The organism is Carnobacterium viridans (assembly GCF_900102725.1).
Taxonomy (GTDB): Bacteria; Bacillota; Bacilli; order Lactobacillales; family Carnobacteriaceae; genus Carnobacterium_B; species Carnobacterium_B viridans.
Map to the genome: position 1 here is coordinate 945,297 of NZ_FNJW01000008.1, position 13,509 is coordinate 958,805.

Below are 13,509 nucleotides of genomic sequence, written 5' to 3' on the forward strand. Positions count from 1 at the left end.
AACCTATTTTATAAAAAATTACAGTACTTCATATCACAGATTTTTTTTTTTACTTTGATTTAATGTATACTGAAATTAATGAATTGATTTTATCAGACAAAGGAGAATTTTATGAAAAAAGATGCATCATTTTATTGGACATTATTTTCATCTACTTTTACATTGAGTGCTTTTACATTTGGTGGAGGATATGTGATTGTTCCGCTTATGCAAAAGCGTTTTGTAAAAGAATTAGGATGGATTACAGAAGAAGAAATGCTTGATTTAGTAGCTATTGCTCAATCTTCTCCAGGACCAATCGCGGTTAACGCTTCAATTATCATAGGTTACCGCATGGCTGGTATTCGTGGCGCTCTTTTATCTGTATTAGGAACGTCTATCCCCCCACTTGTGATTATCACGATTGTTTCCTATTTTTATTTGGCTTTTCGTGACAATGCTATTATAAATGCTGTATTGCTTGGTATGCAAGCTGGAGTCGCTGCTGTTATCGTAAATGTCGTTATTGACATGGTCAAAGGAATTACGAAAAATAAAAAATCCCTCCCCATCCTTGTTATGATTCTTGCTTTCTTAGCAGCCGCCTTTACATCAATTAATATCGTTATTATTTTATTTGTTTGCGGCGCAATAGGTGCTTACACCACTTATAAAGAGACGCATGTAACTAAAGGAGGACTAAACAAATGATTTATTTGCAATTATTTTGGAGCTTTTTCCAAGTTGGCGCTTTAAGCTTTGGAGGCGGTTATGCTGCCTTGCCTTTGATCCAAGAACAAGTAGTTGAGCAAAACAATTGGTTGTCTAGTACGGAATACATTGATATTGTAACAATTTCTCAAATGACACCAGGACCGATTGCTTTGAATGCTTCTACCTTTGTAGGGACAAAAGTAGCCGGAATCCCTGGATCATTGATAGCTACATTAGGTTGTATCACACCTTCTGTTATTATTGTGTTGCTTTTAGCAGTACTTTATTATAAATACAAAGGATTGTCTTTAGTCCAAGGAGTTATTAAAGGCTTGCGTCCAGCTGTTGTTGCTTTAATTGCTTCTGCTGGGTTGTCTATTCTATTAACTGCTTTGTTTAATAGCGAAATCCTTCCAGTTAAATGGGCTGAATTAGATTGGATTTCACTAATTTTGTTTGGTATTGGCTTAACTTTACTGCGAAAAACAAAAATCGGACCAATTTTTATCATGTTGGCGGCGGGACTAGTTCGACTGATGATTTATGGAGTAACGACAATTTAATCTAAAGTACTTTCAGCAACTCATGTCAAATTCTTAGAAGAAATTTTTTCTGGTCTGTGTTGAACTGCTAGACTTAAATAAATTTACTAATAAAAAAAATTATGATCTGTTAAAGTTAAATCATTTGTGAATCTATTTGTCTGCTTTATACTAAAGAAAAAGAATCGATTAAATCACTTTCATTTTGCATACTTCTTCTAGAAAGTAGGTGTTTACATGTTTGAATTAGAATACAGTGAAATCTTTCTCCGATTGATATTAGCCGTTGCATTTGGAAGCGTGATTGGCTATGAGCGGGAAATAAAAGGCCATGATGCTGGTTTACGCACACACATTTTGGTATGTGCTGGAGCCTGTATTATTACATTAGTTCAATTACAAGTTACGTACAGTACAGTTGAAATGGGATTAAGTCAACCGGATCTAGCTCAGGTTTTGAACACAGATATGACTCGGATGCCGGCTCAAATCATTAGCGGAATCGGATTCTTAGGTGCCGGTACAATTATCGTGACTAAAAAAAGTGTTACCGGACTGACAACAGCTGCTTCTATTTGGACGATTGCTGGTTTAGGCATAGCCGTTGGTATGGGAAGCTATTTTTTAGCTCTAATGGGTTGTTTAGTCATTTTACTTGTTTTACGTGTAATCAAAAGGCTCTTTCGTGTTCAAAGTTCAAAAAGAATCGAAATTTATTATGTAAATCGTGAAGAAACAAAAAAATTTCTTACTAGTTATTTTGCTAGTATGGGGATCAATGTTCTCGGCTTAGATTATAGTGTGGATACTAATAATGTAGAGAAAAACAGCTACATTAACCTTTACACACTTAGTTTGCCGGATACTAAATCGATTGCTTCTGTAGTAGAAGATCTCTCAGAATTTGAACACATTCGTCGTGTTCATACGTTAAGAGAAAACTAAAAAGAACAAAAGTGAACATTACTCACTTTTGTTCTTTTTTTTACTAACTCTTAGTGTTTATTCCAAAATACATGGTTTAATGCCAATAAGATGATTCCTGCTAAAGAAAGAAAAGCTCCCAAAATTAAAAATGGTGGTCGGTACGTAAACGTTACTTTTGAAGTTCCTGCCCCCAATGGAAGTCCTACAAAACCTTCATTAACAAGAATCGTTTCAACTTCTTCACCATTGACTTCCGCTTTCCACCCTTGAGTAAATGGAATCGTAGTAGCCAAGATCGATGGTTCAGTCATAGTAATTGAGCCACTGATCATTTGGTTAGTGAACGTTTCAATGTTTAGTTGATTGTCTCTCTTCTCCATCACTCTGTCTGAATAATCTTTATCTAAAGGAACAACGAATACTGTAAGATCTTCTAATTTATAGTTTCCTCCTTTAGAAAACTGAAGAGAGATTGTCTCTTTCTTGCTGTTTTCATCTTGAAACCCCATATTAAACAACATATTTTCCCGTTTAAAGTAAGAACTAAAGCTCAATACATCTGATTGACGAATCGTCTTTTTTCGTTCTCCTAATTCTATTCGAGCATTAAAAGCAGTTGGAGTGCCTGTTAAAGGATCACTTACGCTAGGTGTAAAATCTACCCCTTCCAAATAAACATACACTTCAGCCTGTTGCAAAACCGTTGCATCATCCAACAGCAGTTCCACTTTTCCATTATCCTCTTTTATCGTTATCTCATCTTCTTCAATATCTGCTTTACTCTTATTCTCCGAAATTAATTGATACCCTACACTTTTAACATTTAACGACTGATCGAATAATGTCAAATCCGTTGTCTCGACTTCTTTTGAGTCGATCACAACTCCGTAAGATAAGAACTGCTCTTTTTCGATAGGATTCATTTTTTCAAACGATTCATACGTTAGGTATGTCGAGTTGGCAGAAGCAAAAGGAAAATAATTTTTTGTTTCAGCAACAATAAAATCTGAACTCTTATCAGAAAGGTTTTCCACTACTTCATACCCATAAGGAAGATAGACTTCATTTTCTTTTTCCGTCAGAATATAGCGAACGCCTAAAAAATTATTTGCAATTTGTCGGTCGTCAAATCCATTTCGTAAAGGTTGAATAAGCTGAAATTGGCCTGTTCCTAATTGACGGGCAAAATTTGAGATAAAACCATTTGAAACCGACAGATAAGAATTCAGTCCCATTTCTTCTAAAATAATGAATTGATTCTTTATATGATTGTCTTTACTGGTGACTCCAATGCGAGAGGTATCCTTATCTTGTGGAAGTTGTTGCTCCAATTGATCAAAAGTCATCAAATACTCGTCATCAATCGTTCCATAATCGACTGAAAGTTCGATCGTATTTTGTCCCCAAGAGTAATAATAATCCATTGCACTGTAACCTAAATTTGCCATGATGAGCAGCAATAACACTGCAGAATAAAATCCTTTAGAACGTTTTGTTAAGGCTTTTTTATTTTGTTGTTTATTTGCTAAAAATAATACCAGCCACATCAGACTTGCAAAAATCAAAGGAGCAATAAAAGCTGTTCTAAAATCGATTACTTGAATAACTACAAACAATACTCCTCCATAAAGCAGAATCATACAGCCCATAGCTAAAACTTCTTTTTTCTTTAAGCTAAACCGACTATTGTAAAGTATTGCAGCTCCTAATGAAACAAACAACGAAATAGCAAATGTCCAACGGTTGTAAGGGCCTGCGAAACCATTCATAATGGAACCAAATGCCGGCAGTGTCAACATCACTGCAAACAATCCTAAAGTAGCTGGAATAAAGCTAAACTTTTTGCGTTGCATCCAAAGCATCGGCACCATCAATAATGCAAATGACGAGTAGCCAAAGACCGTCCATAAGTAACGTTCAGAAATAAATAGATTTAAGAGTAAGGACCAATAATACTTAACGGGGTAAACAAGCAGCCCACTGGCAAAATTTCCCGGCTCTCTTGATGATTGCAAGAATCCACCTACGATTGGGACGAATAAAATACTCGACAATAACAGTCCTATTAAATAAGAATAGACAGCTTTCCAAACATAAGCTAGCAGTAATTTATTATTTTTTGTGCTATACAGATTAAAATACCGGATAACGGCATAAATAAAAATCAATACACTCAACATATAAAAGAAGTAAAAATTGCTACATGCACTGAGAAAAATAACGACAATAAATAATGTATTGGATTCATTGTGCAAAATCTTTTCAATCCCGATACACAGTAACGGAAAAAAGAGCATTGGCATCAAGAAAAAAGGATGCCGAGTGACATTTAATACCACATAAAAAGCAAAGGTGTACATCAACGTACCAACTAAAGCACCTGAACTTGCTAGTTGCATTCTGCGACAATAGAATAGAAAAGCAATTCCTATGGCATACACACGCAAAAAAACAAGCACATGATAGGCAAATTCCGTCATGCTTGCAGGAAATAACAATCCTAGGTAAACAAACGGATCACCTACTACATAATACCCATACGCACTTAATACATCTGCACCCATGCCATTTGTCCAATCCCAAAACTGGAGACCAGCTGAAGGATTTGAAAAATAGGTCTTTATCAAGGATGAATAATCTTTAAAGATTAAATAATGCTGCGAAAAACCATCACCTTCCCAGATAAATGACTTTTGCAGCACGATAAAATAGCTATAAATTGCTGTGATTATAATAAGAAACAAACCTGTAAAGAGAGCAAATGTCAGCTTAGTGATTTTTTTTTCTTCAACTAAATTTTCGCCAAGGTCTTTCATCAACTGGATCACTCTCCTTGCTTAAAGATAAAAAATTTGCTGAATGCATAGTTCAATACTACAACGATAAATTGTGTAATAATTTTTGCAACATTTGCATTCAAATTCAGACCGTCAACCAACAACCACATACTCCCCATATCAAAAACAGCTGATAGTAAACGAAAAGATACAAACAAACTAAACTCTTTTAACCATAATTGCACTGTAGGTGTGGAAGATTTAAAGACATATTTTTTATTGGTAAAAAAAGCAAATAGAATAGATACAACAATGGCAATTGCATTTGCAACTAAATAATGTACGTCAAAAACGGAATCAAATAAATAGAAAACAATGATATTCACTACCGTTGTTAATCCTCCAAAAATCAAATAACCAATTACTTCTTCATACTTGTTAACGAAACGTTTAATTTTTGTCATCCTGTACATCCATCTCTTTCTTCAATTCTTTTTCTGAATATTCTTGAATAAAGTACACCGGCCGTTCCTTCGTTTCGACAAAAACTCGACCTAAGTATTCCCCAATAATACCAAGCGAAATCAGCTGAATACCACCTAAAAATAAGATACCGGCAATTAAAGACGGGTAACCAGCAACACTCGTCCCAAATATCATCGTTCGAATAATTTCAATCGTCAAGTAGACAAAAGCAAACATTGAAATAATGAATCCAATAATTGACCAAATTCTTAACGGCATTGTACTATACGATGTTATTCCATTTAAGGCCAGATTCATTAAAGCTGACAATTTCCATTTTGTTTCTCCCGCTGCTCTAGCTTCAGCTATATAAGATATTTCTTTCTTTTTAAATCCTATCCAGCCATACATCCCTTTTGTGTAACGTTCATGTTCTCTCAACTGAGTCAATGCAGCTACACATTTTTTGTCTAGTAATCTAAAATCACCTGCTTGTGGGTAAACTTTTACTTTAGCAACTTTTTGTAAAACGCGGTAATACATGTCAGAGGTCCATTTTTTTAACCACGTTTCCCCTTCGCGTTCTTTACGCACAGCATAAACATCATCATAGCCTTCTTCCCACCAATGAATCATTTCAGCAAAAGTTTCTGGAGGTTGTTGAAGATCGGCATCAATAATGATCAAAGCATCTCCTTTAGCGTAATCAAATCCTGCCAACATAGCTGTTTCTTTCCCAAAATTACGGGATAAGTCTACATATTGTACACGTGAATCCTTCTTTTTAAACGCTTTTATCTGCTCAAGCGTTCTGTCGGTACTTCCGTCATTCACAAATAAAAATTCAAATGTGTGCTGGGATAAACCTCCACAGACGCTATCTAACTTTTCATACATTTTGTCAATTACGGCCTCTTCATTGTAAGCAGGAATCAATATTGTAATAGTTTTCATTCAATCTAACCCTTCATTATCGTACATCGAACCTGTAGTTGTGTACGTTCGTCTCTTATCTAGTATATCTTACCGCAAAATAGACGTCTAATTTTGCACCCTTTAAATGAGAAATTTCTTTTAAATTCATTAATTTTTCAGATAAAAAAAGCCTTGAACAATTGCTATTCTTACCCCAATAAACGGCCATTTACTAGAGTGAAAACTACATTATTCAAAACTCTTTTGACTATTTCTTTAACCTTCACCTTTTTCAAAAGATGGATACAACGTCATACCACCATCAACGAACAACGTGGTACCTGTTACATAACTTGATTCATTTGATGCTAACCAAGCTGCAGCTGCTGCAACTTCTTCCGGTTTTCCAATGTAATTCATTGGAATCATGGTTAACGTTTTTTCTTTTTCTTCTTCATTTTCAAATTTTTCAGCATTGATCGGTGTATTGATTGCTCCTGGTGCAATGCTGTTCACTCGAATTCCTTTATGCGCATATTCTAGTGCAATGGTCTCATTGAACAATTTCACTCCACCTTTACTAGCGGAATAATGCGCGAATGTTGGCCAAGGAATACGTTCATGAACAGAAGACAAGTTAATGATGTTTCCTTTTTTATCGTTTTCTAAGAAATGATTCAATGCTGCTTTAGAACCAAGAAAAACCCCTGTTAAATTCACATTGATGACTTTATCCCAGTCTTCCAAAGTCAATTCATGAGTGGACACTTTGTTTTCCATGCCTGCATTATTGACCCACAGATCTAAATCGCCAAAATTAGAAATCGCTGCATCCAATAAAGCTTTTATACCTTCTTCACTACTGACATCAGCTTCGACTGCCACTGCTTCTCCACCAACTTTTTTGAGCTCTTCTACCGTTTCTTCGGCTCCTTCTTTATCGCTATGATAATTGATAACTACTTTCATTTTTTCTTCTGACAACCGTCTAGCAATTGCATTTCCAATTCCTTTTGAACCACCTGTAATAACGGCTACTTTCCCTTTTAAATCAGTGTACATCTAATCCCTCCCATTTTTAACTAACTACTCTATACATAGTACATACTCAAAATAAGTATAGCTCATTAAAAAAGGAGCGTCTATTTTCAACACTCGACAGCTCATCTCTTTCATTACAAAGGAAATTCTTCATCACTATGCAGTAAGAGCTACTATCATATGATTAGCTTTTATAAAAAACAAGAGTAAAATAAAGAGGAAGTTTACATTCTATAACAGAAGAAGGCGGTGTTTAAGTTGAAACTTATTTTTGTGCGACATGGGTTAAGCGAATGGAATAAATTAAATCAATTTACAGGCTGGATGGACGCCGATTTAAGCGAACAAGGGTATGAAGAAGCACGCAAAGCTGGGAAAAAGATTAAAAATGCTGGCATTAATTTTGATTTTGCTTTTACGTCTGTCTTAAAAAGAGCCATCAAGACTTGCCATATTGTCTTAGAAGAATCGGACCAATTATGGGTTCCAGAAACAAAATCATGGCGGTTAAATGAACGTCATTATGGAGCATTGCAAGGGTTAAACAAAGAAGCGACAGCAGAAGAATTCGGATCAGAACAAGTTCTCATTTGGCGCCGTTCATATGACACTTTGCCACCATTGTTGAAGCCAGATGATCCAAACTCTGCATTAAACGATCGCCGCTATGCTAACCTCCAAAAACGGACCATTCCAATGGGTGAAAGTTTGAAAGTCACATTGGAACGCGTGATTCCTTTTTGGGAAGATCATATCGCTCCAGCTATTTTAGACAACAAGACCGTATTAATCGCTGCTCACGGCAATTCAATTCGAGCTCTAATCAAATACTTGGAAGAGATATCAGACGATGAGATCATGGCTGTTGAAATTCCGACTGGCCAACCGCTTGTTTATGAACTAAATGAAGAATTAATCGTTACTAAAAAATATTATTTAGACTAATAAAAATCCATCCCTTCTCGAAAGAAAGGATGGATTATTTATTTTATTCCTATGTAGTCTGTTGGACTACAAATGTTTGGCATTTTTTTATTTCTGCTAAAGCCTTTTCTAAATTATTTTTGTGCCATTTCGTTCCAGCAGCAATTTTGTTTATTTTTAAAGGCATAACTCGTTCGCCCGCGGTAAAGGTTACCTTGTGTAATAACGCATTCTTACCCACTTCGACCGAATCTAATTCTTCAAAAGGTATGATGATTGGTTCTTTTTTTGCATCTATTTTTCCAGTTACTTTATGAACGGGCAACAAAATAACTTTATCTTGTTCCATACATAAAATAAAATAAGATCCTTTTGCCAACTGTGCATATGCTCCAAATAGTACTAAAGATCCTGTAGAAGGCATAATTTGTGCCCACACGGCTGTTCTTTCCGTCATCGGACTCAATAACCCGTTAGCTTCTAAATTTGCTAATATTTCTTTTTCTGACAACATTAATCCCATATTATTTCCTCCAATGTTTTTATAACAGGCTATCTGGATACACCTATTACACCCTTTTTAAATTAATACAACAAAAAAATGTCCTCGCTATATTAAAATAAGTATATCATCATCAGCTGATTATCCCTATTTTAACCGCGTCATATTAAAATACGACGTTCAACAAATGGTATGAATAGATTAGAAAAAAATAAATTTCTTATGGAATGGACGATTTTGCTTGTGGAGAGCCATGGAACCATCTGAAGCCAAGAACGTCTTCAGACTTTCAAGCCTCAAACAAAGCGTAATCGCTAAAGCTCCAACGCTTTGTAATTCGCATTGAATTCTTTGCATAGCCACAAGCAAACTCTATTCCTCCATAAATTTAATATAATTATCTTTACTATGCTATCAACATTAAAAAATTATTGAATCTAAAATACACTCTCCTACACTAAAGAAACGGGACGTGTTAAAATCATATTAACAATACTTCTAGGGGGATGATTAAAAATGACAGAAAAAACACTCGTATTGATCAAGCCAGATGCAGTAGAACGAAACCTAATTGGAAGAATTTTAGTTGAATATGAAAGAAATGATTTAAAAGTTCTTGATATGAAATTAATGAAAGCTTCTATAGACTTAGCAGAAAAACATTATGCAGAACATAATGGAAAGCCCTTTTTTAACCGCTTGGTTACTTACCTTACAAGAAGTCCAATAGTTGCTCTCGTATTGGAAGGCGAAAATGCCATTAGTCGAGTCCGAGCATTGAATGGGACCACCGATCCTGAAACATCCAAAGACAATACCATTCGTGCTCTTTACGGTCTTAGTTTATCTGAAAATACCGTTCACGCTTCTGACTCAAAAGAAAGTGCCGGTAGAGAACGATCTATTTGGTTTGCTAAGAATTATTCTTAATGATTGAAGGATTTAAATTAAAATTTCTTCTGGAATAGACAGATCTGCTTGTGGAAAACCATAGAATCCCTTACATGTCTACAAGCAACTCCTATTCCTCAAGAAATTTATGTACTACTTAGTTTGAACTAACTCTGACAAAATTTTGGTCCTTCTTCGGAAGTTGACTTGTCTAAATTATTAAAAAACAACTGGTTTATTTAATATTCCTTTAGTGTATACTTAAGTAAATTTCTTCAACTAGGAGGCAAAAAAAAATGAAAAAAATCGGTTTATTTTTGATGAGTTCTCTCTTTTTAAGTGGCTGTACATCAACCAACGCCTTACATATTTTTTCAATCGATGCTCGAACAACAGATGTTGCTCTTGAAAACCTGGTAATTGTATCAAATGGAACTGAATCCTATATTCAACCAACCTATCAATTATTTGCTATTGAACATACGAACAGTGATCCTGCTGATTTAGTTAAAGAATCCGGTATGAATTTATATGATGAAGAGGAGAATCTTATTTTCTCCATCCATACTGGTGCAAACCAAGACGGAATCTTGGATACACGTACCACTCCATTAGCTGACGATTTAGTTGGCTTTATTGCCCCTTCTAAAAATATCGAATCTGGAAAAAATATCTTTATTGAATTCGTTTATGAAAAAGATAATCAAGAAGTAACAGAAAAAGTAGAGGTAGCTCTTCAAAAAAGTAACTAACTATTTTTCGCATGATTCGAAAAGAAAAGAAAACAATTAAATGAAAGATAAACCTTTATCTTATGTGATAGACTATAGGTACATAGTTTAAGGAGGAATTTAAAATTGGAAGTACATAAAGGGAATAACTCTTTTTTTGATGGAGGGCTTTTAAGCCTAATAGGATGGAGCATTTTAGGTGCAATTATAACAGCAATAACTTTTGGGATTTGTTACCCTTGGGCTTTATGCATGGTTTATGGTTGGAAAATAAATCATACTGTTATTGAAGGTAAAAGGATGAGATTTAATGGCTCAGCATTTAACTTGTTTGGTCACTGGATCAAATGGTTCTTACTTACGATCATCACGCTGGGTATCTACGGTTTCTGGGTTACAATCAAGCTTGAAGATTGGAAAGCCCGTAATACCACATTTATAAATTAAGTAAACAACTGAAAGAGGCTAGGACTTTTGTCCTAGCCTCTTTCAGTTGTTTGCTCATGTAATTATCCCAAAGCATGATTCAAAAATCTATTCTATCTCTACCCGAATCAATCCATCATTTTTCATTTCATAGACATGGTCGCAAACTTCTTTTAAAAACATCCTGTCATGTGAAATAGTAACGATGGAACCTTCGAAATTTTTAAATAATTTTCTGAGCTCTGGCTGGGATAACGGTGAGAAGTTTCGTGTAGGCTCATCTAAAAGCAATACATTCTGTCCCGATAAATCGATTTTCAATAACAACAATTTTGCTTGCTGTCCTCCTGATAGTGACTGGATTGGATGATGCATTTCATTTGTCGTAAAACGCATGCTTCCTAGGTAAGTCATCACTTGAGTACGTTCTTCACTGTCTCCAGTTTCACTCAGAAATCCAACTGGTGTTTCATCCATCCGTAAATACTCAGCATAATTTTGCGGCATATATCCAGCTGCAATATCTGTACGCTGATTTAATTCTGCCCATAATTGCTTCAGCAGTGTGCTTTTACCTACTCCATTTTGCCCGATGATTCCTATTTTTTGTGGAGACTTCACTAGCAAATTCAGTGAGTGTGCTAAAACCTTATCCCCCAGTTTCACACTCTCGTCTTCCAAATGGATTATCGTTTTATTTGTAGGAAGGGATTTAGTATTTGAAAATTTCACTAAGATAGCATCTGCTTTTAGTGGAGTATCTTCAAAACTTTCCTTTTCGCGTTCAAATCGTCTTCCCATTGATTTTACAACATGCATTTTCTTTTTGAGTAAGCGTCCTCCAGCTGGATCTTGTCTTGAAATAGTTCCTTGTGCATGGTGCACACTGCTTTCAACTTGCCGGTATTTTTCCATTTGCTTCTGGTGTTCTTCACGTTGCTTGTTGGCAACTTGAGATTGGTGTTCATAGCGTGCTTCTTTTTGTTCAATGTATTCTTTATACGACAACTTGGACACAGTCGCGACGGGTACTGTCTTATGCCTTAATAGCTCGATCTGAATGACTTTGGTCGCTGTCGCTGCAAGCAGAGATTCGTCATGCGAGATAAAAATAATCGTTAGTGGTGTAGATTTTATAAAGTGCTCTAACCATTTGACTGTATCAAGATCCAAGTCGTTAGAAGGCTCATCAAGCAATAGCAAATCAGGATCTGTTGAGAGTGCTTTTAGTAGCTGAACTTTGATTTTTTCGCCACCAGATAAACTGCCTAATGTTTGCGAACTTGTTAACCGATCAGCATCAAATCCAAGTTTCCCCACTAATTGATAGAGCATTTGGTAGTCGATGTCCATAGCATCAGCTTGGCTGAAAAAGTACTGATCAACAGTATACTCCATATATTCTTGCGGTAAGGATTGCGGCAAATAGACTGTGCGACTGAACTGGTTAATCAATTCCCCTTCTGCTTGAATATAAGATTCGATACTTTTATCTTCAAGAATCCATTTTAATAATGTAGACTTGCCATTTCCTTCTTCCCCGATAATGGCTACCTTTTCTCCAGGATTAACGGTAAAACTCAGGTCCTTGATGATTTCTTTTAAATCCATTAAGTGATGCAAGGTCAAATTTTTCACTTGTAACATACTGATTCCTCCTATCTAATAAATAAAAACGACCGCCAGCAAGTTTCTGCAGACGGTCGGTCAAGTTCAATTAAACAGAGAGAATCCAAGTATGCCTATAGATGGCAACTCTATTACCAATTCAAAAAGTTGTTTAAATGAGTTATCTAAAAAAACCGTTGCAAAGAAACCTACCCTATTGGCAGAAAAAAGTTTCTTCTTCAATTACGATTTGTTTTAGATAGTGTACATTTAAGCACAACCTTTCGATTTGTTAGGTACATTGTAGCAAATATTGTTTGCGGACGCAATGAATAGAGTATTAGTCAAATTAGCAGTGTCTAAATAAATTTAACATCTGACATACTTAAATTATGTTAAACTCAATTTAAGTTGGAAGTCTAAGTTCTTATATAGGAATATAATTCGAATATACTATTAAAAGTTACAACTAATGACTTTTATAAAATTGGAGGAAGTACTTTGAAAAATAAATTTGAGGAATTTCTAAAAATAACTAATTTTTTAAATGAATCTGGAATAACACCTCTACTTACGGGATCTTTAGGATTAGAGTGTTTGACCCAGAAAAATTGGGATGCGCGAGATGTAGATATACATGTTCCTGGTGATCCTAGAGGATGGGAAGCTCCAGATAATATCCGAATTTACAACTGGACTATTATTTGTAATATTATGAAAAAATTAGGCTATCAGCTGATTGATCTCCATGAACATGAATTTAGTAATGGACTATTTAGTGTTGAGTTTGGCGTACTAGATACTTTACCAAAATCAACAGGTATACCTCTTGATAAGTTAGAACTAAAGAACGAACATGAAGCTAAATTTTTCTTACCTTCAGAAGAACAGTACTTAAAAATATATACATCTTCTTTTCAAGATAGTTATAGAGCTGAAAAAAATAATTATAAAGATCTCAATAAAATTCAATATTTAAAATCAATAGTATATTGATAATTCGATCTGTTTTTATCTAAAGAGTTTAATAAAGTAACAGCTCACTTTAATTACTCTGTTATTTTAGA

The 13,509-nt window shown here is 35.1% G+C and carries 14 protein-coding genes; 8 read left to right on the forward strand and 6 right to left on the reverse strand.

The annotated features are described in order from the left end of the window. The first annotated feature begins 111 nt into the window (after positions 1 to 111). The 3 genes from BLT48_RS05925 to BLT48_RS05935 all read left to right on the forward strand — a co-directional run bounded on the left by BLT48_RS05925 (position 112) and on the right by BLT48_RS05935 (position 2,180). Entirely contained in the window at positions 112 to 690 is a 579-nt protein-coding gene (locus BLT48_RS05925) for a chromate transporter (protein WP_089976155.1), read from the forward strand. Then, the gene (locus BLT48_RS05930; protein ID WP_089976157.1) at positions 687 to 1,256 is read left to right on the forward strand and encodes a chromate transporter; all 570 of its coding nucleotides are present in this window, start codon (positions 687 to 689) and stop codon (positions 1,254 to 1,256) included. Before BLT48_RS05925 ends, BLT48_RS05930 begins: the two co-directional genes overlap by 4 nt. A gap of 216 nt (positions 1,257 to 1,472) precedes the next feature. Further along, positions 1,473 to 2,180: an MgtC/SapB family protein gene (locus BLT48_RS05935; protein ID WP_089976159.1), complete on the forward strand. Its 708-nt coding sequence runs from the start codon at positions 1,473 to 1,475 to the stop codon at positions 2,178 to 2,180. A 50-nt stretch (positions 2,181 to 2,230) separates the two neighbouring features. Here BLT48_RS05935 and BLT48_RS05940 read toward each other — a convergent pair whose 3' ends face one another. From BLT48_RS05940 to BLT48_RS05955, 4 genes are all read right to left on the reverse strand, one after another. Further along, a complete protein-coding gene (locus tag BLT48_RS05940) occupies positions 2,231 to 4,978 on the reverse strand; it encodes a YfhO family protein (RefSeq protein WP_089976162.1) in 2,748 nt (915 codons plus the stop codon). An 8-nt stretch (positions 4,979 to 4,986) separates the two neighbouring features. Next, the gene (locus BLT48_RS05945) at positions 4,987 to 5,403 is read right to left on the reverse strand and encodes a GtrA family protein (protein ID WP_089976165.1); all 417 of its coding nucleotides are present in this window, start codon (positions 5,401 to 5,403) and stop codon (positions 4,987 to 4,989) included. Next, complete coding sequence (locus tag BLT48_RS05950) at positions 5,390 to 6,358, reverse strand: glycosyltransferase family 2 protein (protein ID WP_089976167.1); 969 nt, start codon at positions 6,356 to 6,358, stop codon at positions 5,390 to 5,392. The genes BLT48_RS05945 and BLT48_RS05950 overlap by 14 nt, the downstream gene beginning before the upstream one ends. Positions 6,359 to 6,595: 237 nt before the next feature. Beyond that, positions 6,596 to 7,381, reverse strand: coding sequence for a glucose-1-dehydrogenase (locus tag BLT48_RS05955; protein WP_035020068.1), 786 nt, complete (start codon positions 7,379 to 7,381; stop codon positions 6,596 to 6,598). Positions 7,382 to 7,618: 237 nt separating this feature from the next. On the opposite strand from BLT48_RS05955, the gene gpmA reads away from it, so the two are divergent. Continuing rightward, entirely contained in the window at positions 7,619 to 8,305 is a 687-nt protein-coding gene (gene gpmA, locus BLT48_RS05960) for a 2,3-diphosphoglycerate-dependent phosphoglycerate mutase (RefSeq protein ID WP_035020070.1), read from the forward strand. Between the two features lie 49 nt (positions 8,306 to 8,354). Here gpmA and BLT48_RS05965 read toward each other — a convergent pair whose 3' ends face one another. Beyond that, on the reverse strand, positions 8,355 to 8,807 hold the full coding sequence (locus BLT48_RS05965) for a hypothetical protein (RefSeq protein ID WP_089976171.1): 453 nt from the start codon (positions 8,805 to 8,807) through the stop codon (positions 8,355 to 8,357). Between the two features lie 495 nt (positions 8,808 to 9,302). On the opposite strand from BLT48_RS05965, the gene ndk reads away from it, so the two are divergent. From ndk to BLT48_RS05980, 3 genes are all read left to right on the forward strand, one after another. Next, a complete protein-coding gene (ndk, locus tag BLT48_RS05970; protein WP_089976173.1) occupies positions 9,303 to 9,716 on the forward strand; it encodes a nucleoside-diphosphate kinase in 414 nt (137 codons plus the stop codon). Positions 9,717 to 9,973: 257 nt separating this feature from the next. After that, positions 9,974 to 10,429, forward strand: a complete 456-nt coding sequence (locus tag BLT48_RS05975) for a putative periplasmic lipoprotein (protein WP_089976175.1) — start codon at positions 9,974 to 9,976, stop codon at positions 10,427 to 10,429. 105 nt (positions 10,430 to 10,534) lie between these two features. Continuing rightward, complete coding sequence (locus BLT48_RS05980; RefSeq protein ID WP_089976177.1) at positions 10,535 to 10,855, forward strand: DUF898 family protein; 321 nt, start codon at positions 10,535 to 10,537, stop codon at positions 10,853 to 10,855. 87 nt (positions 10,856 to 10,942) lie between these two features. On the opposite strand, the gene BLT48_RS05985 is transcribed toward BLT48_RS05980, so the two are convergent. After that, a complete protein-coding gene (locus BLT48_RS05985; protein ID WP_089976180.1) occupies positions 10,943 to 12,481 on the reverse strand; it encodes an ATP-binding cassette domain-containing protein in 1,539 nt (512 codons plus the stop codon). 462 nt (positions 12,482 to 12,943) lie between these two features. Here BLT48_RS05985 and BLT48_RS05990 point away from each other — a divergent pair, with 462 nt between their 5' ends. Then, positions 12,944 to 13,438, forward strand: a complete 495-nt coding sequence (locus BLT48_RS05990; RefSeq protein WP_089976183.1) for a phosphoribosylanthranilate isomerase — start codon at positions 12,944 to 12,946, stop codon at positions 13,436 to 13,438. Positions 13,439 to 13,509 lie beyond the last annotated feature (71 nt).